The organism is Thalassospira sp., assembly GCF_002709775.1.
In the GTDB taxonomy this organism is placed as follows: domain Bacteria; phylum Pseudomonadota; class Alphaproteobacteria; order Rhodospirillales; family Thalassospiraceae; genus Thalassospira.
Genome location: NZ_PAQR01000064.1, coordinates 62,013 through 86,363, shown reverse-complemented (window position 1 = coordinate 86,363; position 24,351 = coordinate 62,013). Strand labels below are relative to the sequence as shown.

The window sequence follows — 24,351 nt, the reverse complement described above, 5'->3', positions numbered from 1 at the left end:
TAGTGATCGAGCGCAACGGCACCGGTTGCCGCAAGGAAGACCGCACCAAACAGAAGTGTGTTTTTCTCGCTCATTTCCGGAAACCATCCATTCCAAAGATCGGACGCAGCGCAATGCCAACCCAGCTACCGGCAAAGGCCAGCGCAAACCACAACCAGCCATGCACGCTGCCCGAAGCGATCCCGCTAAAGAACGCACCGATATTGCAGCCAAAGGCCAGACGCGCACCATAGCCCATCAAAAGACCGCCGATTGCCGCCGCCAGAAGGGATGCGACCGGAACGGAAACCTTTGGCGCGAATTTGCCCGCAAGGGCGGCAGCAAAGGCAGCCCCGATCACGATGCCGAAATTCATCACCGAGGTATTGTCTTGCAAGACGGAGTTACCGAGCGCACGCGCAGGCCCACCCCAGTTCCAGAATTCCCAGGTTTCAACCGGAATACCAATCACCTGCGCGATCTTTGCGCCCCACAGGCCAAAGCCAAAGGTGATCGACCACGGATGCCCGGCAATAAGAAGCGTCGCAACATTCAAGCCCGCCAGAAGCAAGCCGGTCCAGACCAGCGGCCACGGACCATGGAAAAACCGCGCAAGGCCTTCGCGCGGGGCAGTTGAAACGACTTCAAGACCACCATGGGCACGCTTTTCAACGAACACGGTCAGAAGCGCCACCAGCGCCAAACCGCCAAAGGTCACGGCAAGGCCACCGCCAATACCAAATTCACGGCCAAGGCTCATTGGCGGCAGGGATGGCAGTTCCAACCACATCGGCAGATGGGCTGTGCCGATCACCGCACCAATAATAAAGAAAACGAGCGTAAGCAGCATGCGCGCACTGCCACCGCCTACGGTGAACAGCGTGCCAGAACCACACCCACCGCCAAGCTGCATGCCAAGACCAAACAGAAACGCCCCGATCAGAACCGACATCCCGACCGGCGCCACCGCCCCGACAACAGATCCGCCGAGCGGACTACCAAGCGAGAGCATCGGGATAAAGGCCGCCGCCGCAACCGCAATCATCAGAAGCTGCGCGCGCAGGGCACGGCCACGCTTTTCAACGGAAAACCGCCGCCAGTCGCCGGTGAACCCAAAGGACGCATGATAAAGCGCAATGCCCAGCAACCCGCCAAGGCCATACAGAACAGCCTGCTTAAGGTCGACGGCCTGTGAAATTGCGATACCGACAATGACAAACAGGACGGCGGTGATGGCAGCCGGGCCCTTGTCAAAGGTAAAACCCGGATTTCCCGGATTAGCTTTTAGGGTCGTTTCAGACATGGTGAGGCTCAATAACTGAAATCAGATACTTAAATGAAAACGGAACCGGGTGACCGGTTCCGTCCAAAATGTTCGAAGCTGTCAGGAGCCGATCAGGAACCCGGGGTTTCCGGGATCACCATTTCACGGTTCGGGTCAGCTGCCCATTCGGTCAGGGAACCATCATACATGGCTGTGTTCTTGTTGCCCATCACTTCGGAAAGACCGAACCATGCAACCGATGCCCAGTGGCCGGTATTGCAATAGGTGATTTCCTTGGCATCAGAAGAAACGCCGGCATCAGCAACAAGACCCTCGATCACGTCAGCAGCAACAAAGGCGCCATCCTGATCGCTATAGAATTTCGACTGCGGGATGTTTTTCGCACCCGGAACGGCACCCGGACGCGCAACCACGCCGCTTTTGGCCTGACCGGTGAACTGTGCAACCGGGCGGGCATCAACAAGCTCGATGCCTTCGGCGCGTGCCTTGGCAACATCATCGGCAGTTGCCAGAAGTTCAGGACGGAAATCGGCATTGAACGCAACAGCACTCGGTGCGACCGGATCGGTCGAAACTTCCTTGCCAGCAGCAAGCCAAGCGCGCTGACCACCATCAAGGATGGTAACGGCGTCATGGCCAAGAACCTTGAAGGTCCAGTAGACACGGGTCGCAGAACCGAAGTCCGAGCTGTTTACACCAGCCGGCACCACAACAACCTGTTTGTCATTGTCGATGCCAAGCGCACCGATGCGCTGGGAAATCACATCAACCGGCGGCAGCATGCCAACCACGTCATTGACCTTTGCGCGCCAGCCGAACTTGCCATAAGGCGCATAAACCGCACCCGGAATGTGGCCAGCCTCATACGGGCTGCCTTCCTTGGTCAGCGAACGAATATCGACAACGACCAGCGACGGGTTATCAAGATTTTCCGAAACCCAGTTGGCATCGACCAGCGGCTGTTCGGTCAGGCGTTCCGCCTGCGCAGCACTGCCGGCAAAGGCAAAAGTGACTGCCGCAACGGCAGAAAGGATAAGGGAACGCATGGGACTGTCTCCAATGATCAATTCATCATGATTTTGTGCATTATACCTAATTGAACAGAAATAAATGTCAATAGATTCATTAATACACTATTTTTATGTTCTATATGATCATGAAGCAGTTCATTTCGGGCTATGTATCTCGAAAAAAATGATTTTCAGGGACGGAGATTATTCAGATAGCGGGCAAATTCGCGCGCAAATGAATCCTGGGTTTCCAGATTGCGCAAGGCTGGCGGACGTGTCAGGAACCCGTGCAAGGTGGCGATGACGAATTCGGCGACGGCGGAGGGTTCGATATCGGTGCGCACGGTTTTATTAAATTGCGCCTTGCCGATATGCGAAGCCAACCCGCGCCGCCAATAGCGATAGACACCATCAATACGCTTGCGCAGGTTTTCATCAAGCTCACCCGCCCCTGATGCCAAACGCGCAAGCGGGCAGCCGCCCGCCAGCAGGTCCGGGGCGTTTTCCCCACCCAGACGATCGACCTGCCCCATCAAAACCGGCAGAATGTCATCTGCCCCATCAAGATCATCAAGCCAGACTTCGTCAACATAGCCCGGCAGGCATTCCTCGATCACGGCATTGACCAGCTTGGCCTTGCCCGAAAAGTGATGATAAAGCGCACCCTTCGTACAGCCGCTTTGCTCAAGAATATTACTGATGGAAGCCCCGCCAAATCCGGCACGCCTGATTTCACCAAAGGCGGCGTCGAGAAGTTTCTGGCGGGTAGCGTCAGGATTGCGGACCCGTTTGGGGACCAGTGCGGTTTCGGACGCGGCATCAAGCGAACCATCAAACTCCATGCTTTCACCGACTTCCAGAACGTCATCGTCATGATTTTCATCAGGACGTGAAATACGCGCAAGGGCGGCAGAGAAGCTGAAAGGTTCTTTTGACATTGAGCCGTTCTGTTTTTGATTTGAACCGGACGTAAATATCAGGTTCCACTGTTTTTTTCGTGACGTCAATAATACTGCAGTTCAATCGAAACCTCTGTATAGGGGGCTTGATCATGCAGCCCTTGCAATTCAGATCAAAGCGTACTCTATTGTTCGCCCATGCCCTTTCGGGCACGCCTCAAATATCTGTTGGATCGTAGATGCAGCTTGATTCCATCGCCTTCGTTGCAGCCGAAACCAAGATCGCACAGGATGCGATGTACCGGCTAAAACACAGATACGGCCATATCGCGCCAGACAAGGCCGATGTGATTGTGGCCCTTGGCGGCGACGGGTTCATGTTGGAAACCCTGCACCGCTATATGGGGCGCAAGGTGCCGATCTATGGCATGAACCGGGGCACGGTCGGCTTCCTGATGAATGAATTCCGGGAAATGAACCTGACCGACCGGATTGCCGAGGCCCAGACCGTCGAACTTCATCCGCTTCAGATGGAAGCCCACACCGTTTCGGGCGAAAGCCTGTGTGCGCTTGCCATCAACGAAGTGTCGCTTTTGCGTGAAACCCGTCAAGCGGCAAAGCTTCGCATCAAGGTCGATGGCGTTGAACGTCTGGCCGAACTTGTTTGTGATGGTGCGCTTGTTTGCACACCTGCGGGCAGCACGGCCTATAACCTGTCGGCCCATGGTCCGATCCTGCCGATGGGAAGCGGGCTGTTAGCGCTAACACCGATCAGCCCGTTTCGTCCGCGCCGCTGGCGCGGCGCACTTTTGCCCCATGGCGCAGAAGTCGTTTTCCAGATCGAGAACCCCGAAAAGCGCCCGGTTTCGGCCGTGGCCGACTATACCGAGGTTCGCGATGTCTCCAGCGTGAAAATCCGCGAAGATCGCAGCATGAAAATCAAGCTGCTGTTTGATCCGGAACACAATCTTGAAGAACGTATCCTCAAGGAACAATTCGTCGAATGACCACCACCGCTCTTGCCCCGTCCAAAGATACCATTGAATGGTGCCGCAAACTGATCCGCCACCAATCCGTCAGCATGACGCCAAATCTGGCGCTGATTGACGAGGTGAAGGCATTTCTTGACGGGTTGGGTTATGACACGCTGGTGGTCCGCGATCCGACGGATACCAAGGCCAACCTTTATGCCACCATTGGCCCGAAGGTGGATGGCGGTGTGATCCTGTCAGGCCATAGCGACGTGGTCCCGACCGAAGGCCAGAACTGGGCATCGGACCCGTACGAAATTGATATCCGCGACGACAGGATGTTTGGTCGTGGTGCGTGTGACATGAAGGGTTTTCTGGCCTGCCTGCTGGCCAAGGCGGAAACGTTCAAGAACGCCAATCTGCGCGTCCCGATCCACTTGGCCTTTACCTATGACGAAGAAGTTGGCTGCCTTGGTGTGCCAAGCCTGGTTGAGGCGATCAACAATCTGCCGCACAAACCGGCCATGTGCATTGTCGGTGAACCGACCGAGATGAAGGTCATCACCCAGCACAAGGGCAAGTTTTCCGCCCGTGCGCATTTCACCGGCCGTTCGGGCCATTCCTCCCTTCCGGCCGAAGGTGTCAATGCCGTCGAATTTGCATCGGAATTCGTTGTCTATTTGCGCAAGCTTGGCCGCAAATGCCGCGAAGAAGGCCCGCATGATGATGAATTCGTACCAAACCACACCACCTTCCATACCGGCGTGATCAAGGGCGGTACGCAGCTCAACATCATTCCGCAGAACTGCTTTGTCGATTTTGAATTCCGCAATCTGCCCAATGATGACCGCGAGGCATTGAAGGCGCAGATTTACGATTATATCGAAAACACCCTGCAGCCCGAAATGCGCGTGATCTATGACGATGTCGGCATTGAGGTTGAAGTCATTTCCGACATGCCGGGCCTTGCCACCGGCGATGACGAAGAAGTCACCAAACTCGTCATGGCACTGACGGGGGCCAACACCACCGGCAAGGTCAGCTTCGGGACAGAAGCCGGTGCGTTCTCGGCCCTTGGCGATATCCCGACGGTGGTCTGTGGCCCGGGCAATATCGAACAGGCCCACAAACCTGACGAGTTCATCGAACTGGATCAGCTGGGGCGCTGTGAAGTGTTCCTCGACAAGCTGCTGGCTGTCCTGGTCAAGTAACGCAACAAAGACAGCCGGGTTAATGAAACTCGGCCGCCATGTGCTGCAACTCATCCCAAAGGCTGCCGGCAAAGCTGCGCAGAACAATCAGCTCGAAACTGTCATCCTCGATGCGGGTGATCATTGCACCGATATGCCCGATCTGCGTCATGGCCGACTGACCGATGGCATATTGATCAGCAGACAAATCGACCATGGTGCCCTTGGCCAGAACCGTGCGCGATGACGTTCCGGACAACACGATCCGCAAGCGCCCGTGGGTCTGATCCACCAGTGCGAATTGTCCGGAAAGCGCCGCCTGAATCTCCGCCAGCCTGCCATCGGAAACATCAACGCTTCCAACCCAGAACCACTGACCGGGGGACGCTTTCCGCACATCGCCGCCAAGCTCCGGGGCGATCTTTGCAATCGCCTGTTTCAGGGCTTCTTCATCGGTTTTGGCATCACCCAGCACATGAAAAACAAACCCGTCCTTGACCGGAACAAGATTGATCGAGGCACCTGCGCCCGACGCATCAGGGTGCGGGAATGCGCAACGGTTGTTTAATGGATAATCACGCATGGAGCTTCTCATTTTCCGGATCAACAAAGGCAGGATCGCACAAGATGCCGGTTACCGTCGTTCCGGCCAGGCCATTCCAGATAACAACTTCTTCACCATGGCGGCTGGGGCCATTTTTCACCAGCGCCAAACCAATCGCGTGCCCCAATGTCGGCGAATGACACATCGAGGTGACATAACCCTGATCATTGGCAAGACTGACGGCATCACCGGGGTTGAGGATATGCGATCCAGTAGCGAACTTGTCAGATGCTGATTTCGGCTTGATGCCGACAAGGCTCGGACGGTTTGGATCGACCAGCCCTTCGCGCAGGTTCATGACACGACCGATGAAGTCATCCTTCTTGGCCGAGACCATCTTGCCCATGCCAAGGTCCGCCGGTGTGACGGTGCCATTGATTTCGGCGTGGGTGACATGGCCTTTTTCAATCCTCATGACACCAAGTGCTTCGGTGCCATAGGGCGCGATGCCGAATTCTTCGCCAGCCGTCATAATTGCATCGGCAACGCTGTCGCCATATCCGGCAGGCACTGCGATTTCATAGGCCAACTCGCCAGAGAACGAAATCCGGAACAACCGCCCCTTAAGCCGCCCGCCAAACATCGAGACTTCGCGCGCGGCCAGGAACGGGAATGCCTCGTTCGAGAGATCCTCGTCAATAATCTTGCTCAGCACATCACGCGACTTCGGCCCGGCAATCGCCATTTGCGCCCATTGATCAGTTGCCGATGCCAGACGAACATCAAGCTCCGGCCACAGCACCTGCGCACAGAATTCAAGATGGGTCAGAACGCCAGCTGCCAGCGCGGTTGTCGTCGTCATGAAGTAATGATTTTCGCCAAGACAGCTTGTCGTGCCGTCATCATACACAAAGCCATCCTCGCGCAGCATAATGCCATAGCGCGCTTTGCCGATTGGCAGCTTAAGAAAGGCATTGCAATAAACACGGTTTAGGAACTCTGCCGCATCGGCGCCAAAAATCTCGACCTTGCCAAGGGTCGAAACATCACAGATGCCGACCTTGGTCCGGACCGTGTTGACTTCGCGATCAACGCTATCGCGCCAGAAGGTCTCGCCGTTTTTCGGGAACCAGCTTGAGCGATACCAAAGCCCGGTTTCAACGAACTTGGCCCCATTGCGTTCTGCCCAGCCATGCAGCGGTGATTTGCGCACCGGCTGGAACTCCATGCCCTTGGACGCGCCGACAAGCGCGCCAAACGACACCGGCGTATAGAACGGGCGGAAAGTCGTGGTGCCGATTTCGCCCGGCGAGGCACCCTTGTTCTCGGCCAGAATACCAATGGCGTTTACGTTCGATGTCTTGCCCTGATCGGTTGCCATGCCGTTGGTGGTATAGCGCTTGGCAAGCTCGACATGGTCATAGCCCTCCCGCATGGCGAGCGTGATGTCAGATACCGCGACATCATTCTGGAAATCAACAAACGCCTTGCCCTTGGTCGAGGAGACAGACCAGACCGGCTGGACATGATCAACTGTTGCGTCGCCCTGCGTCACACCCGGAAGCGTTGCCGCCTCACCCATCACACCAAGCTCGGCCAACGCCTTGACGGCCGCAGCACCACCAGCAGCAAAGCAATCGACAATACCGATCTTCCCGGCAACCGCCCCGCAAGGCGTCATGCCATCTGTGTTTTCTGGCGGCATGAAACCAACATGTTCATCCGACCAGACGGGCTTTCCACCGCGATGGCAGGCGAGATGGACAATCGGGCTATAGCCGCCTGATACCCCAAGCGCATCAACCGCAATGACTTCATCACGGCCGTCATCATGACGCACCGTGATCGATTTGATCGCCTTGCGACCAGCGGTATCGCGCACCATCGCCCCGGCGATCATGCGCGCCTTGCCCTCATAACGAATGTTCGGGCAAGTGCGCGGGTCGATAATCGCGGCGACATCAATCCCGCGTGCCTCAAGATCCATCGCCGTCTGATAGGCCTGATTGTTATTGGCAAACAGCGCCACGCGTTTGCCCGGCGCCACACCATAGGCATTAAGGTAGGTGCGCATGGCACCTGCCATCATCACACCCGGGCGATCATTACCGCCAAAGACAATCGGACGTTCTTCTGCGCCGGTTGCCAGCACCACCTGGCGCGCAACAATGCGCCACAAGCGTTCCATCGCACGATGCGGATTGATCTCGCCTTCGGGCAGATGTTTTTGCACACGCTCGACCGCGGCAAAGACCTGATCGTCATAAGCTGCAAAAACGGTGGTGCGTTTCTTGATCTCGACATTAGGCAGCGCATGCAATTCACCAACGATATCGGCAAGCACAGCATCGGCCGGCTTGCCGCCAATCGGGCTTCCTTCGGCAAGCAAGCCACCGCCCAGTTGCGCGCCTTCATCGGCAATGATCACTCGTGCGCCCGCCCGCCCGGCGGTTAAGGCTGCCGCCAAACCAGCCGGCCCTGCCCCGATCACCAGAAGATCACAATGCGCCCAGCATTTTTCGTAATAACCGGGATCGGGATCATAGCTTGCCCGACCAAGGCCCGCGGCCTTGCGGATCAGCGGTTCATAGAACTTTTCCCAAAAGGCCGCCGGCCACATGAATGTCTTGTAATAGAACCCGGCACCAAGAAGCGGTCCCAACAATCCATTGGCCGCCCCGATATCAAATTTGACATTCGGCCAGCAGTTCTGTGACCTGGCTTCAAGCCCGTCAAACAGTTCGGCCATGGTGGCCCGGGTATTGGGATCACGCCGCCCGTCCCGCCCGATGGTCAAAAGGGCATTGGGCTCAGCCGCACCAGCAGTCAGGATGCCGCGCGGACGGTGATATTTGAAACTGCGCCCGACCAGCTGCCGGCCATTGGCCAGAAGGGCGGATGCCACCGTATCCCCGCCAAAGCCACTAAGGGCTTCGCCATTAAAGCTGAAGCGGCGCACATCATTGCGATCAATCAGCGTACCGCCATCAATCCGGAAACTGGTCATGCCGCCCCCCCTGTTTTGAGGGTACTGGCGTCAACCACCTCGGACGTTTCATGGGTCAGGGTATTGCGGGTTAAAACCAGCCAGCGACGACAGCCGCCGGAATGGTGCCAGTATTCGCGATGCTCGCCGCGCGGATTATCGCGCAGGTAAACATGATCAAACCAAACGGCCTCCTCTGCACCAGCGTCTGGGCGCGGGGTGGCGACTTCGCCGCGAACCGTGAATTCCTCTTTCGGGCGCAGACCACAATGAGGACATTTGACAAGACTACTCATTTCCAAATTTCCTCAATGCAGGTTGGCTTGGGCGCCAACGCCCTTTTCATCCAGAAGATAACCGCGCGCAAAACGGTCCATGCGAAACGCGGTTGCTGTTTCATGTGGCGTGTCGGTCGCGAGCAAATGCGCAAAGCAGTAACCCGATGCCGGGGTCGCCTTGAACCCGCCATAGCACCAGCCGCCATTGAAATAGAGGTTCGACAGATGAGTGCGATCCATGATCGGCGATCCATCCATGCTCATATCCATGATCCCGCCCCAGCTGCGCAAGATGCGCACCCGCGACAATGCCGGGATCATCGCCATGCCAGCCTCGGCCACATGTTCAACATTGGCAAGGTTGCCGCGCTGGGCGTAGGAGTTATAGCCTTCGATATCCCCGCCAAACACCAACCCGCCCTTGTCCGATTGCGACACATAAAAGTGCCCCGCGCCAAAAGTCACGACCGTATCGACAAACGGCTTCAACCCTTCGGAGACAAAAGCCTGCAAAGCATGGCTTTCAATCGGCAGGCGCATATCGATCATTTTCGCGACATGGCTTGAACTACCCGCCACTGCCATGGCGAGCTTGTTGCACTTGATCGCACCGCGCGTGGTTTGAACCCCGGTGATCTGATCACCATCGCGGTCAATGCCCGTGACTTCGCAATTCTGAATGATATCAACACCATTCTGATCGGCCCCGCGGGCAAAGCCCCAGGCGACCGCATCATGGCGTACCGTGCCGCCGCGGGCCTGCATCAGGCCGCCCATGATCGGGAAGCGGGCATTTTCATAGTCCAGAAACGGCAGCTTTTCCCGCAGTTGATCGCGATTAAGAAGTTCCGCATCCACCCCATGCAGACGCATGGCATTGCCGCGACGAGTATAGGCATCGCGCTGGGCATCGGAATGAAACAGATTGATCACGCCGCGCTGGGAGACCATGGCGTTGAAATTGAAATCCTGCTCAAGGCCTTCCCACAGCTTCATCGAAAATTCGTAGAACGGGTTGTTGCCTTCCAGCAGGTAGTTGGATCGAATGATCGTCGTGTTGCGCCCGATATTACCGGATCCGAGATAGCCCTTCTCAAGCACGGCGACATTGCGCACGCCATACACTTTTGACAGGTAATAAGCGGTTGCCAATCCATGCCCGCCGCCACCGACGATGATCACATCATAATGGGGTTTCGGGTCCGGATTGCGCCATGCCGGCTTCCAGTTCTTGTTCTTGGAAAACGCATTGCCAAGCAATGACAGGGCTGAATAACGCATCATCGATCTTTCGCTGTTGCCCAAAGCGGGTATCACCAATCTTGACAGAGGCGCAAATTACAGCTTGTCTATTAAAGACATCGAATAACACAAATGCGACATCTGATTATAATTGTCGCGCATCGCAGGGCATTGGCCATCATGACATCAGAAACCCAATCAGCGGCCTCATCCGCCCCGCGCGCCGGGCAGATCGGCAGTAAACCGGTTCCGGCAACGCAGAATATCGGCTTCATGCTGCTGCCTGACTTTGCCTTGATGTCCTATGCCTCGGCGATTGAGCCGCTGCGTGCGGCCAACCTTCTGGCCGGGCAGCCGATCTACAAGGTTCTGAATTATTCGGCGACCGGTGGAAATGTCCTGTCCTCGTCCGGGACCATGGTGCCGACCACCCCGCTTGCGCAGGCGCCAACCAACCTGCATACCCTGTTTGTCTGCGCCGGGGGCCATCCATCGCAATGGCAGGCACCGGGTATGCTCGGCAATTTGCGCAAACTGGCCCGCTGGGGTGTGCGTATGGGGGGCATTTCAAGCGGGGCTTATGTTCTGGCCGCCGCTGGCCTTTTGGGACAGCGGCAATTCACCATTCACTGGGAACATGCCCCGGCCCTGATCGAAGCGTTTCCCGATCTGGAACCCAAACGTGCGCGCTTTGTTATCGACGGCGATCGCATTACCTGTGGCGGCGGTGTCGCCCCGCTTGACATGATGCATGCCATGATTGCCGAAAACCTTGGGTCGGATTTTGCCACAAGGGTATCGGACTGGTATCTGCACACCCAGGTCGGACAATCGGGCGGACCGCAGCGCGCATCGCTTGCCGAACGCTATAACCTGCATCATCCGGCATTGCTCCGGGTTCTTGAAAAGATGGAAACCACCATCGAAGATCCGAAAACCCGCGATGAAATGGCCCGCTTCGCACGGCTTTCGACCCGCCAGCTTGATCGCCTGTTTGATCAGCATCTGGGCAAATCGTTTCTGGAAACCTATCGGCAGGTACGGCTTGAACATGCGCGCAAGCTTCTGACGCAAAGTGCCCTGACCATTTCCGAGATCGCCTTTGCCACCGGCTTTTCCAACAGCAGCCATTTTTCGCGTAGCTACAAAACCGTCTACGGTGTGAAGCCAAGCGCGGCACGCGGCATCTGACGCCGCCCCAAATCCCCGGAACCTATCCAACCGAGGGATGCATATCCCAGCGCGAGAAATCGACAGAATCGGCACAACTCCGCGAATCTGCATAATTGATATGCAGTGATTTTCAGCGTCTATTTTTTATTCAAAATATCGCGCATTTGAATTTGTAATTTTCTAAACTTCTGTTTTTGTTATGTTTTTTGCGTCGCACAATAAAAAACACATTAGAACTTGTTCACTATAGGGAATTGATTTTTAATAAAAGGAATGTCCATCGGGGGGCATTATGTGATGGAGAGACTAAAATGGAACAATCCGTACCAGAGTTGATGGCAAGGCTGGACAGCCTTGAAGCATCGCTCAGCATGGCAACGACCATCAATTCCGAAGTATTCTATTGGTGGTGTACTGCACTGATGCTTGCAATTCATGCTGGCTTCCTTGCGTACGAAATGGGTGCATCGCGTGCAAAGAACGCGCTGGCATCCGGCATGAAAAACCTGATCGCTTTCGCATTCCTGATCCCGGCCTTCTATTATATCGGCTGGTGGATCTATCTTGCGTTCCCGACCGGCTTCACCATTTCCGACGGTTCCGAGGCAGGCCTGCCCTGGAGCGAATATATGGGTCCGAACCTGACCGATAACGCGTCGGGTATCTTCTATGCGGCCTTCACGCTGTTCGCAGCAACCACCGCCTCGATCATGTCGGGCTCGGTGATCGAACGTATCCGTATTTCCGGCTTCACCATCCTCGCCCTTTTCCTGGGTGCGGTTGTCTGGGTCTTTGGCGCATCCTGGGGCTGGCACCCGGATGGCTGGCTCACCACCGAGTGGGGCTTGCATGACGTTGGTGCGGCGGGTGCCGTTCACACCATTGCTGGTTTCTTCACCCTTGGTGTTCTGATCAACCTTGGCCCGCGTATCGGTCGCTTTAATGCCGATGGTACGGTCAACAACATCGACGGTCACAACATGCCGATGTCGCTGATTGGCCTGATGCTTATCGTTATGGGCTTCTTCGGCTTCCTTGGCGGCTGCATCATCTATACCGGCGACACCTGGATGACCATTTACAACACCCCGGCAACCCTGTCGGCATTCGCATTCAACACCCTGATGGGCGTTGCAGGCGGCATGATCGGTGCGTATCTGGTTACCCGTGATCCGTTCTGGATGATGTCCGGCGCCCTGATCGGTGTGATCTCTTCTGCTCCGGCACTTGACCTGTACTATCCGGGTCTTGCCTTCCTGATCAGCTTCGGCGGCGGTTGCGTCATGCCGAAACTCAACGACATCCTCGTCGAGAAATTCAAAATCGACGATGCGGTTGGTGCAGTTGCTGTTCACGGCTTTGGCGGCGTCTGGGGTCTGGTTATGGCTGGCATCTTCGCTTCTGGTTACCAGAACGTTGCTGGTCCGGAGATCTCCTTCGTTGGTCAGCTTTCAAGTGCTGTCGTCTTCATGATCCTTGGCTTCGCACCGGGTTACGTTCTGTCCCTGGTTCTGAAGGTTGTTGGTCTGCTGCGCGTTTCTGAAAACGCAGAGCTGGCTGGCCTCGACAAGGCTGAAGTTCCGGTAAGCGCATATCCGGAAAGCTCTGTTCCGGCTGCGTTCACCAACGATCCGACTTCGCCGACCCCGGCTGAGTAAGTTCGTTCTGACACATCGAAACAAGGAAACTGAAACATGAACACAGCTCCGATTACCAGCTGGGAAGGTGCAGAGGCTTACTTCACCTTTGCTGACAAACCGGCTCTGCTCGTGGCTCTCACGCTTGTTGGTATTGGCGTGTGCGTCTGGACCATCGCTTCGATGGCCATTCACGAGAACAAAGCATACAAAGACATGTAATCTGATTGTGTGAAGCAGGACCATTCTGCCCTGAACCCTTAAGGTGCTGCTTCGCTCAACCGACACAGCGAGAGGCCAGTATCAAAACTGGCCTCTCTGCCTTTCTGCCAAAGACCAAATATCAAGAACTACCTCTGGCACGCCTGACCGGCATGCCCATATGGGACAACAGGCCAATCTCTGATCCTGCTTGTCCGGGCCATCAGACTTCCCGCCGCTTTCAGATCATTCACTGCACGAGGCCACAATGATCGATCTCGCCCGAACGCCGGAAACCTATCCCCATTCTGTACGCGCCGCACGTCCCAGCCGCATCATCAATGCCGGACGCACCGCCATGGCGCGCAATCGCGAACGCTATGAAATTCCTGGCCGTGGTGCGATCATGATTGCGGTCCGCGAAGGCGATCAACTGGCACTGCGCAACTGTGAAGGCATGCAATCGGTCGAGCTGATCGGCCTGACACCAAGTGGTGCCCCAAGGCCCGAGATTTTTGAACCCCTGGCCCACGGCGCCCCCAAAGGCCTGATGGATTTGCTGTCAGATCCCTTTGATGACAGCCTTGTGCGTTTCGCCCAGACCTTGCGCAAACGCGATATCAAACTTGAAGCCTGTCTGGCGCACCGGCTGTTTGGCAATGCCAGCCCGCCGGGCGATACGGTTGAGCTGACCGTGCAGCTTGATGGATTTGTCATCATCGCCGCCCCGGCACCGCTTATGCAGATTGATGCACATAATACGGCGACACCGATCACAGCCCTGATCAAACGCGCCCATCATCATGATACCTATAGCTTCGCCCTGCCCGATCCATTGGCCGATCCGGTTGTGGATTTACGCGTGCACTCCTCCACCGCCGAGGCCTATGAAATCAAGGCGGGTGATTACATCCAGATTCTGGATGTCGACGGGCGACAATGCACCGACTTTCAGTGCTTTGATGCGCGCAAACTTGATCGCGGCATTCAGAACCCGCTGGATGTGACCACCACACGCACCCTGATGGGTCATGCCTATCCAATGCCCGGTCTTCACGGGAAGTATTTTGATCAGGACATGGACCCGCTGGTCGAGGTCGTTCAGGATACCTGCGGGCGTCATGACGCCTTTGCCATGGCGTGTGCGGCGAAATATTACGACGATATCGGCTATCCCGGCCATGTGAACTGCACGGACAACTTCAATGGCGCGCTGTCGCACTTTGGCGTTGATCCGCGTGCGGGATGGATGGCGATCAATTTCTTTTTCAATACCGGCATTGATGATCACGGCGTGATGTATGCCGATCAACCCTGGTCGCGTCCGGGTGATTATGTGTTGCTGCGCGCGATGACAGATCTTGTCTGTGTTTCGTCCGCCTGCCCGGATGACACATCAGCGGCCAATGCCTGGAAACCGACCGATATCCATATCCGAAGCTATGACGGCAAAGAGAAGTTTTCCCATGCCGTTGCCTGGCGCCCGACTGCAGAGGCCGAAGCAAAAATGACCAAAGAAACTGCCTTCCATCCGCGTCTGAGTGAACTGACCCGCAACTTCGTCGAATATAAGGGCTTCTGGCTGGCCCACGAATATACCGGTCATGGCATGATCGAGGAATATTATGCCTGCCGTGAAAAGGCCGTGGTCATTGATCTATCCGCCTTGCGTAAGTTTGAAATCACCGGCCCGGACAGCGAAACGCTGATGCAATATTGCCTGACGCGCAATGTCAAAAAGCTTGGCATCGGACAGGTTGTCTATTCCGCGATGTGCTATCCGCACGGCGGGATGATTGATGATGGCACGCTGCTGCGTCTGGGGCAGGATAACTTCCGCTGGATTTGCGGCGATGATTACAGCGGTGTGTGGCTGCGCGAACAGGCCGAAAAACTTGGCCTGCAGGTCCTGATCCGCTCATCAACCGATCAGATGCACAATATCGCTGTGCAAGGCCCCAAAAGCCGCGACATCCTGCGCGAGGTGATCTGGACGCCCCCGCATCAGCCAACCATGGATGAGGTCGAGTGGTTCAAATTCACCATCGGCCGGGTCGGCGATGCCAAAGGCGCACCCGTTGTCGTCTCGCGCACCGGCTATACCGGCGAGCTAGGCTATGAAGTCTGGTGCCACCCCAAGGACGCCAATACCGTCTTTGACGCCGTCTGGGCGGCAGGCAAACCACATGGCTTGACCCCGATGGGGTTGGCCGCCCTTGATATGGTCCGGATCGAGGCGGGCCTGATCTTTGCCGATTACGAGTTCTCCGATCAGACCGACCCGTTCGAAGCCGGGATCGGCTTTACCGTGCCGCTAAAATCCAAGGAAGATGACTTTATCGGTCGTGATGCCCTAATCCGGCGCAAGGATCATCCATCGCACAAGCTGGTCGGGATCGAGATTGATAGCAATGTCACGGTCGGTCATGGCGATTGCGTCCATATCGGCCGTGCGCAGATCGGCGTAATCACCAGTGCGATGCGATCACCCATTCTGGGCAAGAATATCGCCCTTGCCCGTGTTGACATTGCGCATGCCGATATCGGCACCGAGGTTGAGATTGGCAAGCTCGATGGTCATATGGTCCGCCTGCCTGCAACCATCACCGTCTTCCCGCATTATGATCCCAAAAAGGAAAAGCCACGGTCCTAGAAACCGTGGCTGCCAAGCCCGAAAAGAAACCCCGCAGCCATAACGGCCGTGGGGGTGACTGCGAGTTTGGTTAAGGGAGACGGCGGGCTTGCGCCCGCTTCTTTGAAAGTGTTGATCGTCGGCTGCCTATTCGGCAGCCGTTTTCTTTTCGATCTGCAAATAGGCCTCAAGGCTGTCATCAAGTTCTTCAAGCCAGGGCGTGTGATGGGCCGGTGACATATTGCCCGTCATCAGCGACCGGTAGGACTTGTTGCGATAGCCCATGATGTCATCGGCCTTGTCATGTTCCCATTCCTCGAAGGTCTTGTTCACCCCTTCGATATCGAACATCGGATAATCCGTCATTTCGATCAGATGGGCGGTGTAATCGCCCTGGAACCAGATCATGTCGTGATCGTCCTTGAGCCCCTCCTCGCGATCACGCCAGGCTTGGCTGTCGGCCTTCATCTCGTCCTTCGATGGCAGGGGAATGCGGCCCATGATGACGTCACGGGCAAACCATGCCTGGGCATCAAACATGTTGAAGGTAAAGAACTGGTCCTGCATGCCGAGATACATCATCTTCGGATTTTCTTCCCAGACGACACCTTTATAAAGACCCAGCGGCCACAGACGGTTATCGGTTTTAAGACGCAGATCGTCGGTCAGGAACGGGAAATAATGCTGATAACCGGTGCACAGAATGATCGCGTCCACCTCGCGTGATGAGCCATCCTTGAAATAGGCGGTGTTGCCGTCAACCTTGGTCAGAAGCGGCACCTCGGCCCAGTTATCGGGCCAGTCAAAGCCGATCGGATTTGTCCGGTGGCTTACCGTGACGGATTTGCAGCCATATTTATAGCATTGCGATCCGATATCCTCGGCCGAATAGGACGTCCCAATCAGCAGGATATCCTTGCCCTTGAATTCAAGCGCGTCGCGGAAGTCATGGGCATGCAGAACGCGCCCGCCAAAGGTATCAAAGCCCGGGAATTCCGGCACATTCGGGGTCGAGAAATGACCATTGGCGACAATGACGTGATCAAATTCCTCGGTCGAAACCACATCATTTTTCAGATCATGTGATGTCACCGCAAAGGTCTGGCTGTCTTCATCGTACTCGACTGTGCGGACCGGGGTTCTGAAACGTACCCATGAACGCACATTGGCCCTCTCAACGCGCCCCTTGATGTAATCCCAGATCACGGCACGCGGCGGATAGGATGCGATGGGTTTGCCGAAATGCTCCTCGAAGGTGTAATCGGCAAATTCAAGGCACTCTTTCGGGCCGTTTGACCACAGATAGCGATACATCGATCCGTGGATCGGTTCGCCATATTCATCAAGACCGGTGCGCCAGGTGTAGTTCCACAAACCACCCCAGTCTTCCTGACGTTCAAAACAGACGATTTCGGGGATTTCGGCCCCTTTGGCTGCTGCAGATTGAAATGCACGCATCTGCGCCATGCCTGACGGACCGGCGCCAATAATTGCAACACGAAGTGTCATAGCCTCAAATCCCCAATAAAAGCGTTATGCGTCTCCTCCGTCCGGCTTTCTGCCGGTTCGTTCTTGCTTAGTCGGGGAAGATCCCCGGTGACGTCGGCGCGCCGTCGTCAAATTGTGAAAGCCACTCGACCAGGATCGGGTGATAGCGCGACAGCCCCTTGTATTCGACAAGTTCCGGGCGCAGATCGCGCATGACACGATGAATGCGACGCGCCCATTTCGGCTGGGTCACGACTTCGTTCATTGCCATCAAATAAGTACGGATCGGAAACAGGATCGCGTTGGAACGCGGCAGACGCCAGAAGGTCTGAAGTTCCACACGCAGATGGACCTTTTCGCCAATATTTTCCGGCGTCACGGTCATGCGATCCGGGCCCCATTTAGGATAGTTTTCCGGGCTGGTATCAAGGCGCGGATTAACCGTGAGCGTCCAGTTCAGACGCCGCGACGGCTGTCCCTGCGGCAAGGTCAGAAGGAATTTCAATGCGCGCTGAAACACGCCCAGTTCATGGGCCAGCGGAACCGGCGCATGCCATTCAAAGAAGTTCATGCCGACATCAAAATCAAGCGACCAGTCAGCTTGTGCGGTGATGATCCCGGCATCGAGCCAAAGATTGCCATCGCGCTGATCGAGGATGGCGTGATCGCCCTGCACCTGACGGCCGATATATTCCATCGGGTGGCAGGGCAGCGTCGAACTATCACCAAAGGTAAAGGTATCGTCGATCTGAAGCGGTTTGTTGATCCAGTGCCAGCGATCACCATCCATGGTCAGTTTGAAAAGATCGGGATAATCGCGCGCCTTGGAAACCATCACCAGCTCGACGAAATCCCAGCCCGCCGTTTCCATATGCGGCAGGGCCTGACAACGACCGGGGTCTTCGGCCAGAACAAGGGCGCGGTCCTTCATTTCCGCGACGTAATGCTCATCCACATCGAACGCATTTTCAAACGGACTACCGGCACGCGCGGCATGATGTGGCTCGATATTGGTGGAATACATATATTCGTCTTCCGGGAACGGAAACGGAAAACGCGGGATGTTTGACGGGCTGTTGGCGTAGGAAAAATCGCCGCGGAAGCTTTCGTCTTTAAACTGGATTGTCATGACTGAAATCCCCCTTACAGATCAAGTTCTAGGCGTTTGCCACGGAAGCGCGAGACACACGGCATGATCAGCTGTTTGGATGCGCGCTGTTCTTCATCAAGCCAGTGGTCGTTGTGCATGATCTCGCCGTCGCAGGCGACGACAGCCGTTTCGCACTGACCACAGGCCCCGCCACGGCACATGCAATTGATCGGTGTGCCGGATGCCTCGACCGCCTCAAGCAGGCTTTGCTCGGCCCCCACGGTGATATCAATCCCGGCCTTGACCAGATGCACCTCAAAGGGCTCGCCAACCGGTGGTGCGAGGAAGTGTTCGAAATGAACATGGGCCGCCGGCCACCCCAAATGCGTGGCGGTTTCCACCACCCGTTCGATCATGCCCTTGGGACCACAAACATAAACATGCGTGCCCAACGGCTGACTGGACAGAAGCGTTTCGAAATCAACGCCTTCGCCCTGATCATCGCAATAGCACGACACATGATCACCAAACCGATCGGCAAGGCTGTCCATATAGGCCGCCTGTGATACCGATCGTGCGGCATAGTGCAACTCAAACGGCACACCGAGTTTATCAGCCTGCGCCATCTGCGCGATGAAGGGCGTGATGCCGATCCCGCCCGCGATCATCAGGTGCTTTTTCGCCCGAAGGTCGAGCGAGAAGAGGTTCACCGGGGCGGAGATTTTCATCTCCATGCCCGGTCGCACCTGTTCATGCATGAATTTCGATCCGCCGCGCCCGGTATCGTCGCGGCGTACGGAAATCGCATATTGATCGCGCTCGAACGGCGAGCTCATCAGGGAATATGGATTTTTGCGTTTCGTGCCGTCATCCAGCATCTCGACCACGATATGTGCGCCGCCGGAGAAGGCCGGCAGTTCATCGCCATTCACATGCTTGAATTCGAAGCGCTTGATGATCGGGTTGACCTCGACCACGTTGCTGACGACAACCGGAATCAAATGATCGGATGCACTCATTTGAACACCTCCTTGATCTCGATTTCCTCGGTCGGGTCTTCGGCATTGATGCAGACCCCCTGAAATGCTGCCAGACGACGCGAATAGTGATCGCGGACAAACAACAGCAATTCACAGGACGGACATTTGACCGGCTGGGTGGTGACATCCTCGATCATGGTTTTGCAGTGAACGCACTGAACACGCCGGGCCAGACTGCCGCGGTGCTCGCACTGCACGGCTGTATGATCAAGGCCACATTCCTCGCCCTTGGCGACACCCTGCCCGACAAGGCCTTCGGTCCCGGCAAGATAAAGCTGTGTGCCCATCTTGGCATCGGACAGCCATTCGCCCAGCTTTCCGACGGCCTCTTCAATGGTCGGGAAATGTTCGAACCGGTTGGCACCCAGTGCATAAAGCGATGTGATAAGGGCTGCTTCGCCCGGGGTCGGCACATACAGGATATGTACCTTGTCCATCATGTCGCGCGGCAGTTCCTGCACAACGCGAATAACACATTCGGCACCGGATGCATCAGCCAGGAAATAATGCGCCAGACCCGGCACGATTTTAAGCGTGCCATAAGTCGGACGGGAAAGAATGCTTTCTTCGATGATACTCTCAGACATGGTAGCAGGGTCCCATTCTGTCAGAAACCACAAGGATCAGGCGACGATCCGGGGGCCTCTGACAGCCCCCGGTCATCCTGCTTAACCCTTGGCTGTTCTTTTCAATTTTTTGGGGTCGTCAAATGGCATGGTATGAGCCATTCCGCCGAGCATGCCTTTTTCACCAGTCACCTCAAGGCGCACACCCTGTTCGGCGCAATCAACCACCAGGCGGGCAATCGCCATCGTCTGATCCTTAAGCGGTGAATACATCGCACAGGTCACGACACCGACCTTGGTTCCGTCCTTGAACACTTCGGCCCCTTCGGCCGGAACTTCCTTGCCATCAAACAGGATGCCAAAGATCTTGAAGCGTTCCTTGCCCTTGAGACGATAATGTTCCTCGGCACCGCGGAAACCGGTTTTGCCGGGGCTTACGGTGAAATCAAGACCAAGCTCCCAAAGGGTATCGCCCGGACCTTCATTTTCGAACGGATACATCTGCGAGTTATCGTAAGGATAAAACAGCAGGTAGCTTTCAACACGCAGCATATCAAGCGTGGTAAAACGGGTCGGGATGATGCCCATATCCTTGCCTTCGGCAACGATACGATCCCAGATCACCCCGGCATCCTGACCACGACAGAAAATCTCATAACCGCGTTCACCGGTATAACCGGTCCGCGAGATCATTACCGGCAGACCAAACAGCTGGGTCTGCATATGATGGAAATACGCAAGATCGCGAATGCCCGGCACATATTCCGCCAGATAATCGACCGCAAGCGGCCCCTGAAGCGACAAGTCATGAAGGTTGTCATCAAACCGAACCGACACATCACGACCGACAGCCGCCATGGTCAGTTCTTCATGTCCGGTGCCCGATCCATGGACAACCATCCATGAATTCGGCCCCATGCGATAAATCACACAGTCATCGGTGAACTTGCCCTGATCATTGAGCATGCAGGCATAAACCGACTTGCCGGGATAAATCTTTTCGACGTTGCGCGTGGTGGCATAGTCGATGACGTGGGAGGCATGCGCGCCGGTGATGTGAACCTTTTTCAGACCGGAAACATCCATGATCCCGGCTTTGGTGCGGATCGCGACATATTCCTCATCCCAGTCCTTGTCGTAGGTCCAGGCGGTGCCCATACCGCTCCAGTCTTCCAGATTGGAACCAAGCGCACGATGCCGATCGGCAAGGGCTGAAAATCTCCAGCTCGCAGTCATAGTGATGGCCTCCTGATATGATCGCCTTTGCGCACAATCAGCGCGCTAACACTGGCTTATTTTGTTCCATTATTCTGGCGTTAACTTGTTCGCGAACGCAATAATTATTTTTCATTTTATTCAAATTTTATTCCTCAAAGGCTATTTTCTGCGGCATTGCAGCAACTTCACGGAACGTCATCAGTATAGGAAATTGGCAATTATATTTTCCCCGCAGTTGATAAATATTTCCTGCCAGTGTAAGTCATGCCTATGGCGTATATGCCAATCAAAGGGGCAAAGACCCCGCACATATGCGACCAACATAAAAGCAGGCCGCACCAAGCGACCGATTGAGGAAACCAGAAACGAGCAGGACCCGCACCGGGACAGAACCGGTGACGGAGGCAAGCCAGCATGGCACAGACCACGACAAAGCAAGCACCGCAGACCGACGCCACGAGCAACCAAGGATCAGGCATGGACACCAAGAGCAAACCCGCAGCCCTTACCCAGGACCCGCACGCCCTTCGTGAACCCAAGGAAAACAATCTCGAAATCGCCATCGGCCATGAAGTCCGCGCGCTGCGCAAGAAACTGGGTATCACGATTTCTGATCTGGCATCGGCGACAGGCATCTCGATGGGGATGCTGTCCAAGATCGAAAACGGCGTGACCTCGCCCTCCCTGACCTCGCTTCAGGCCCTGGCAAGCGCACTGGGTGTGCCACTAACAGATTTCTTCCGCCGATATGAAGAACCGCGCAATGCGGTGTTTGTGAAATCGGGCGAAGGTGTTGCAATTGAACGGCGCGGCACGCGTGCAGGGCATGAATATAACCTGCTCGGTCATATCGATAACAACACCAGCGGCGTGGTCGTGGAGCCCTATTTGCTGACCCTTACCGAGGAGTCGAGCAGCTTCCCCGCCTTCCAGCATGAAGGCATGGAATTCATCTATTTGCTTGAGGGTGAAGTACGCTACCGCCATGGCGATCAGCTGTACTACATGAAAGAAGGCGACAGCCTGTTCTTTGATGCAGACGCTCGCCACGGACCGGAAGAACTTCTTTCATTTCCAATACGTTACCTGTCAATCATCTGCTATCCTGCCCGGGGATAAAGCTTCACCAGAGTGAAAACATCAATTCACTCAGAAGAAATTTTTATTCTTCATAGTTGATTCCGCAATCGCGAACAGGTAGTCTCCATTTCAGAAACAGAATGGAGACTGTCCTGCCATGTGCGGCATTGTTGGTTTATTCCTTAAAGATAAAAGTCTGGAACCACAGCTCGGTGCGTTGCTGTCCGATATGCTGGTGACCATGACCGACCGTGGTCCCGATAGCGCGGGCATCGCAATTTATGGTGCGGACCAGAATAATCTGGTCAAACTCACGATCCAGTCTCCGGACCCGGAAACAGATTTTGCCGGACTGACCGAAGACCTGCGCAAGGCTGGGATCACAAACGCATCGATCCTGCCCAAAAGCACCCATGCGGTCATCACGGTTTCAAGCGATCAGCTTGAGGCGACCCGTACTGCTCTTGAAGAACTCCGTCCTGATGTCCGTGTCATGGGCACCGGTTCGGTGATGGAGATTTACAAGGAAGTCGGCCTGCCCAAGGACGTTCTTGAGCGCTTCAAGATTTCCGATATGACCGGCACGCACGGCATCGGCCATACCCGCATGGCAACCGAAAGTGCGGTGACTACCCTTGGGGCTCACCCCTTCTCGACCGGATCGGACCAGTGCCTTGTGCATAATGGTTCGCTGTCGAACCATAACAACCTTCGGCGCGAATTGACGCGCGAAGGCATCCGCCTTGAAACCCAAAACGATTCAGAGGTCGCTGCGGCCTATCTGACTGGCGAAATGGCCAAGGGCAAGAACCTGGGCGAGGCACTGACCAGTGCGCTTGATGACCTTGATGGCTTCTTCACCTTTGTCGTTGGCACCAAATCGGGCTTTGGCGTTGTGCGCGATCCGATTGCCTGCAAACCGGCGGTGATGGCGGAAACCGATGCCTATGTCGCATTCGGGTCTGAATACCGGGCGCTGGTCAACCTGCCGGGCATCGAAGACGCCAAGGTCTGGGAACCCGAACCGGCCACGGTCTATTTCTGGGAACACTGATTAACACGAACCCTGTCGGCTGCTGCGATGCGCGCACCGACCCGACCGCAAGATGTTTCGCGGTCAATTGAGGAAGGAACACACATGCCAGTGTTTGATCTTGCAACCACCGAACTGCGCGCGCTCAATCAGGCGCTTCATGCGCTTGATAAAAGTGGTCCTGCCGAAGATTTCGAAGTCACCAATCCGCGTGGCTCGCATGCCGTTGCTGTTGGCATCGACGCACCTGTCAATGTCACGATTGATGGCAGTGTCGGCTATTACTGTGCGGGCATGAACGAACAGGCCACCATCACGGTCAAGGGCAATGCCGGTCCGGGTGTGGCGGAAAACATGATGTCGGGCAAAGTCGTGATCAAGGGCGATGCCAGCCAGTATGCCGGCGCCACCGCCCATGGCGGATTGCTGGTGATCGAAGGCAATGCGTCCTCGCGCTGCGGCATTTCGATGAAGGGCGTCGATATCGTCGTCAAAGGCAATATCGGTCACATGTCGGCCTTCATGGCGCAATCGGGCAACCTTGTTGTTCTGGGCGATGCCGGTGATGCGCTTGGTGATTCCCTTTATGAAGCGCGCCTTTTTGTGCGCGGCACGGTCAAAAGCCTTGGTGCCGATTGCGAGAAAAAGGAAATGCGCCCCGAGCATATCGAGCTCCTGACCAAGCTTCTTGCGGATGCCGGCATCACCGATGTGAAGCCCGAGGAATTCACCCGCTATGGCTCGGCCAGAACGCTTTACAACTTCAATGTCGACAATTTCGACGCCTATTGATGCGGCACGCTGAACGC

General features: G+C 55.8%; 21 protein-coding genes. 9 read left to right on the top strand and 12 right to left on the bottom strand.

Features of this window, described 5'->3' with window-relative positions; translation table 11 throughout:
- Positions 1–70: 70 nt before the first annotated feature.
- The 3 genes from CMO10_RS19365 to CMO10_RS19355 form a co-directional block, all read right to left on the bottom strand.
- Positions 71–1,282 carry a YeeE/YedE family protein gene (locus CMO10_RS19365; protein WP_297025035.1) on the bottom strand — a complete coding sequence of 404 codons (1,212 nt, stop codon included), beginning with the start codon at positions 1,280–1,282 and terminating at the stop codon, positions 71–73.
- Positions 1,283–1,374: 92 nt separating this feature from the next.
- Entirely contained in the window at positions 1,375–2,310 is a 936-nt protein-coding gene (locus CMO10_RS19360; RefSeq protein ID WP_297025033.1) for a sulfurtransferase, read from the bottom strand.
- A gap of 155 nt (positions 2,311–2,465) precedes the next feature.
- Positions 2,466–3,212, bottom strand: a complete 747-nt coding sequence (locus tag CMO10_RS19355; protein ID WP_297025032.1) for a TetR/AcrR family transcriptional regulator — start codon at positions 3,210–3,212, stop codon at positions 2,466–2,468.
- Between the two features lie 200 nt (positions 3,213–3,412).
- On the opposite strand from CMO10_RS19355, the gene CMO10_RS19350 reads away from it, so the two are divergent.
- Together CMO10_RS19350 and argE are read left to right on the top strand one after the other, a co-directional pair.
- Entirely contained in the window at positions 3,413–4,180 is a 768-nt protein-coding gene (locus tag CMO10_RS19350; RefSeq protein ID WP_040824675.1) for an NAD kinase, read from the top strand.
- Positions 4,177–5,355, top strand: coding sequence for an acetylornithine deacetylase (gene argE, locus CMO10_RS19345; RefSeq protein WP_297025030.1), 1,179 nt, complete (start codon positions 4,177–4,179; stop codon positions 5,353–5,355). Before CMO10_RS19350 ends, argE begins: the two co-directional genes overlap by 4 nt.
- A gap of 19 nt (positions 5,356–5,374) precedes the next feature.
- On the opposite strand, the gene CMO10_RS19340 is transcribed toward argE, so the two are convergent.
- From CMO10_RS19340 to CMO10_RS19325, 4 genes are read right to left on the bottom strand one after another with little or no spacing between them, the layout of a single operon-like run.
- Positions 5,375–5,917, bottom strand: coding sequence for a sarcosine oxidase subunit gamma (locus CMO10_RS19340; RefSeq protein WP_297025028.1), 543 nt, complete (start codon positions 5,915–5,917; stop codon positions 5,375–5,377).
- Positions 5,910–8,885, bottom strand: coding sequence for a sarcosine oxidase subunit alpha family protein (locus CMO10_RS19335; protein ID WP_297025026.1), 2,976 nt, complete (start codon positions 8,883–8,885; stop codon positions 5,910–5,912). The genes CMO10_RS19340 and CMO10_RS19335 overlap by 8 nt, the downstream gene beginning before the upstream one ends.
- Entirely contained in the window at positions 8,882–9,160 is a 279-nt protein-coding gene (locus tag CMO10_RS19330) for a sarcosine oxidase subunit delta (protein WP_297025025.1), read from the bottom strand. Before CMO10_RS19330 ends, CMO10_RS19335 begins: the two co-directional genes overlap by 4 nt.
- 12 nt (positions 9,161–9,172) lie before the next feature.
- Complete coding sequence (locus CMO10_RS19325; protein WP_472910369.1) at positions 9,173–10,426, bottom strand: sarcosine oxidase subunit beta family protein; 1,254 nt, start codon at positions 10,424–10,426, stop codon at positions 9,173–9,175.
- Between the two features lie 138 nt (positions 10,427–10,564).
- On the opposite strand from CMO10_RS19325, the gene CMO10_RS19320 reads away from it, so the two are divergent.
- The 4 genes from CMO10_RS19320 (at position 10,565) to CMO10_RS19305 (ending at position 16,048) form a co-directional block, all read left to right on the top strand.
- A complete protein-coding gene (locus CMO10_RS19320) occupies positions 10,565–11,575 on the top strand; it encodes a GlxA family transcriptional regulator (protein WP_297025023.1) in 1,011 nt (336 codons plus the stop codon).
- A gap of 293 nt (positions 11,576–11,868) precedes the next feature.
- Complete coding sequence (locus tag CMO10_RS19315; RefSeq protein ID WP_008892022.1) at positions 11,869–13,215, top strand: ammonium transporter; 1,347 nt, start codon at positions 11,869–11,871, stop codon at positions 13,213–13,215.
- Between the two features lie 36 nt (positions 13,216–13,251).
- The gene (locus CMO10_RS19310) at positions 13,252–13,416 is read left to right on the top strand and encodes a hypothetical protein (protein WP_008892021.1); all 165 of its coding nucleotides are present in this window, start codon (positions 13,252–13,254) and stop codon (positions 13,414–13,416) included.
- Positions 13,417–13,663: 247 nt separating this feature from the next.
- Positions 13,664–16,048 carry a DUF1989 domain-containing protein gene (locus CMO10_RS19305; RefSeq protein WP_297025019.1) on the top strand — a complete coding sequence of 795 codons (2,385 nt, stop codon included), beginning with the start codon at positions 13,664–13,666 and terminating at the stop codon, positions 16,046–16,048.
- A 126-nt stretch (positions 16,049–16,174) separates the two neighbouring features.
- Here the strand turns inward: CMO10_RS19305 and CMO10_RS19300 are convergent, their stop codons facing one another.
- The 5 genes from CMO10_RS19300 to CMO10_RS19280 all read right to left on the bottom strand — a co-directional run bounded on the left by CMO10_RS19300 (position 16,175) and on the right by CMO10_RS19280 (position 21,447).
- A complete protein-coding gene (locus CMO10_RS19300; protein ID WP_297025017.1) occupies positions 16,175–17,536 on the bottom strand; it encodes an NAD(P)-binding domain-containing protein in 1,362 nt (453 codons plus the stop codon).
- A 67-nt stretch (positions 17,537–17,603) separates the two neighbouring features.
- On the bottom strand, positions 17,604–18,644 hold the full coding sequence (locus CMO10_RS19295) for a heme-dependent oxidative N-demethylase family protein (RefSeq protein WP_297025016.1): 1,041 nt from the start codon (positions 18,642–18,644) through the stop codon (positions 17,604–17,606).
- Positions 18,645–18,658: 14 nt separating this feature from the next.
- Positions 18,659–19,624 (bottom strand): PDR/VanB family oxidoreductase, encoded by a 966-nt coding sequence (locus CMO10_RS19290; protein WP_297025014.1) that lies wholly within the window; start codon positions 19,622–19,624, stop codon positions 18,659–18,661.
- Positions 19,621–20,232, bottom strand: coding sequence for a dimethylamine monooxygenase subunit DmmA family protein (locus CMO10_RS19285; RefSeq protein WP_297025012.1), 612 nt, complete (start codon positions 20,230–20,232; stop codon positions 19,621–19,623). The genes CMO10_RS19290 and CMO10_RS19285 overlap by 4 nt, the downstream gene beginning before the upstream one ends.
- An 81-nt stretch (positions 20,233–20,313) precedes the next feature.
- Positions 20,314–21,447, bottom strand: coding sequence for an aminomethyl transferase family protein (locus CMO10_RS19280; RefSeq protein ID WP_297025011.1), 1,134 nt, complete (start codon positions 21,445–21,447; stop codon positions 20,314–20,316).
- Between the two features lie 459 nt (positions 21,448–21,906).
- Here CMO10_RS19280 and CMO10_RS19275 point away from each other — a divergent pair, with 459 nt between their 5' ends.
- The 3 genes from CMO10_RS19275 to CMO10_RS19265 all read left to right on the top strand — a co-directional run bounded on the left by CMO10_RS19275 (position 21,907) and on the right by CMO10_RS19265 (position 24,334).
- A complete protein-coding gene (locus tag CMO10_RS19275) occupies positions 21,907–22,548 on the top strand; it encodes a helix-turn-helix domain-containing protein (RefSeq protein ID WP_044828285.1) in 642 nt (213 codons plus the stop codon).
- 118 nt (positions 22,549–22,666) lie between these two features.
- On the top strand, positions 22,667–23,563 hold the full coding sequence (locus tag CMO10_RS19270; protein ID WP_297025008.1) for a class II glutamine amidotransferase: 897 nt from the start codon (positions 22,667–22,669) through the stop codon (positions 23,561–23,563).
- 84 nt (positions 23,564–23,647) lie between these two features.
- The gene (locus tag CMO10_RS19265) at positions 23,648–24,334 is read left to right on the top strand and encodes a GltB/FmdC/FwdC-like GXGXG domain-containing protein (protein WP_297025006.1); all 687 of its coding nucleotides are present in this window, start codon (positions 23,648–23,650) and stop codon (positions 24,332–24,334) included.
- Positions 24,335–24,351 lie beyond the last annotated feature (17 nt).

What these genes read in the sequence shown, in the direction of transcription:
- CMO10_RS19295 (WP_297025016.1), bottom strand. Translation starts at nt 18,644, where the DNA reads ATGACAATCCAGTTTAAAGACGAAAGCTTCCGCGGCGATTTTTCCTAC.
- CMO10_RS19285 (WP_297025012.1), bottom strand. Translation starts at nt 20,232, where the DNA reads ATGTCTGAGAGTATCATCGAAGAAAGCATTCTTTCCCGTCCGACTTAT.
- CMO10_RS19310 (WP_008892021.1), top strand. Translation starts at nt 13,252, where the DNA reads ATGAACACAGCTCCGATTACCAGCTGGGAAGGTGCAGAGGCTTACTTC.
- CMO10_RS19280 (WP_297025011.1), bottom strand. Translation starts at nt 21,447, where the DNA reads ATGACTGCGAGCTGGAGATTTTCAGCCCTTGCCGATCGGCATCGTGCG.
- CMO10_RS19290 (WP_297025014.1), bottom strand. Translation starts at nt 19,624, where the DNA reads ATGAGTGCATCCGATCATTTGATTCCGGTTGTCGTCAGCAACGTGGTC.
- CMO10_RS19315 (WP_008892022.1), top strand. Translation starts at nt 11,869, where the DNA reads ATGGAACAATCCGTACCAGAGTTGATGGCAAGGCTGGACAGCCTTGAA.
- CMO10_RS19270 (WP_297025008.1), top strand. Translation starts at nt 22,667, where the DNA reads ATGTGCGGCATTGTTGGTTTATTCCTTAAAGATAAAAGTCTGGAACCA.
- CMO10_RS19335 (WP_297025026.1), bottom strand. Translation starts at nt 8,885, where the DNA reads ATGACCAGTTTCCGGATTGATGGCGGTACGCTGATTGATCGCAATGAT.
- CMO10_RS19320 (WP_297025023.1), top strand. Translation starts at nt 10,565, where the DNA reads ATGACATCAGAAACCCAATCAGCGGCCTCATCCGCCCCGCGCGCCGGG.
- CMO10_RS19340 (WP_297025028.1), bottom strand. Translation starts at nt 5,917, where the DNA reads ATGCGTGATTATCCATTAAACAACCGTTGCGCATTCCCGCACCCTGAT.
- argE (WP_297025030.1), top strand. Translation starts at nt 4,177, where the DNA reads ATGACCACCACCGCTCTTGCCCCGTCCAAAGATACCATTGAATGGTGC.
- CMO10_RS19300 (WP_297025017.1), bottom strand. Translation starts at nt 17,536, where the DNA reads ATGACACTTCGTGTTGCAATTATTGGCGCCGGTCCGTCAGGCATGGCG.
- CMO10_RS19275 (WP_044828285.1), top strand. Translation starts at nt 21,907, where the DNA reads ATGGACACCAAGAGCAAACCCGCAGCCCTTACCCAGGACCCGCACGCC.
- CMO10_RS19305 (WP_297025019.1), top strand. Translation starts at nt 13,664, where the DNA reads ATGATCGATCTCGCCCGAACGCCGGAAACCTATCCCCATTCTGTACGC.
- CMO10_RS19365 (WP_297025035.1), bottom strand. Translation starts at nt 1,282, where the DNA reads ATGTCTGAAACGACCCTAAAAGCTAATCCGGGAAATCCGGGTTTTACC.
- CMO10_RS19325 (WP_472910369.1), bottom strand. Translation starts at nt 10,426, where the DNA reads ATGATGCGTTATTCAGCCCTGTCATTGCTTGGCAATGCGTTTTCCAAG.
- CMO10_RS19360 (WP_297025033.1), bottom strand. Translation starts at nt 2,310, where the DNA reads ATGCGTTCCCTTATCCTTTCTGCCGTTGCGGCAGTCACTTTTGCCTTT.
- CMO10_RS19265 (WP_297025006.1), top strand. Translation starts at nt 23,648, where the DNA reads ATGCCAGTGTTTGATCTTGCAACCACCGAACTGCGCGCGCTCAATCAG.
- CMO10_RS19330 (WP_297025025.1), bottom strand. Translation starts at nt 9,160, where the DNA reads ATGAGTAGTCTTGTCAAATGTCCTCATTGTGGTCTGCGCCCGAAAGAG.
- CMO10_RS19355 (WP_297025032.1), bottom strand. Translation starts at nt 3,212, where the DNA reads ATGTCAAAAGAACCTTTCAGCTTCTCTGCCGCCCTTGCGCGTATTTCA.
- CMO10_RS19350 (WP_040824675.1), top strand. Translation starts at nt 3,413, where the DNA reads ATGCAGCTTGATTCCATCGCCTTCGTTGCAGCCGAAACCAAGATCGCA.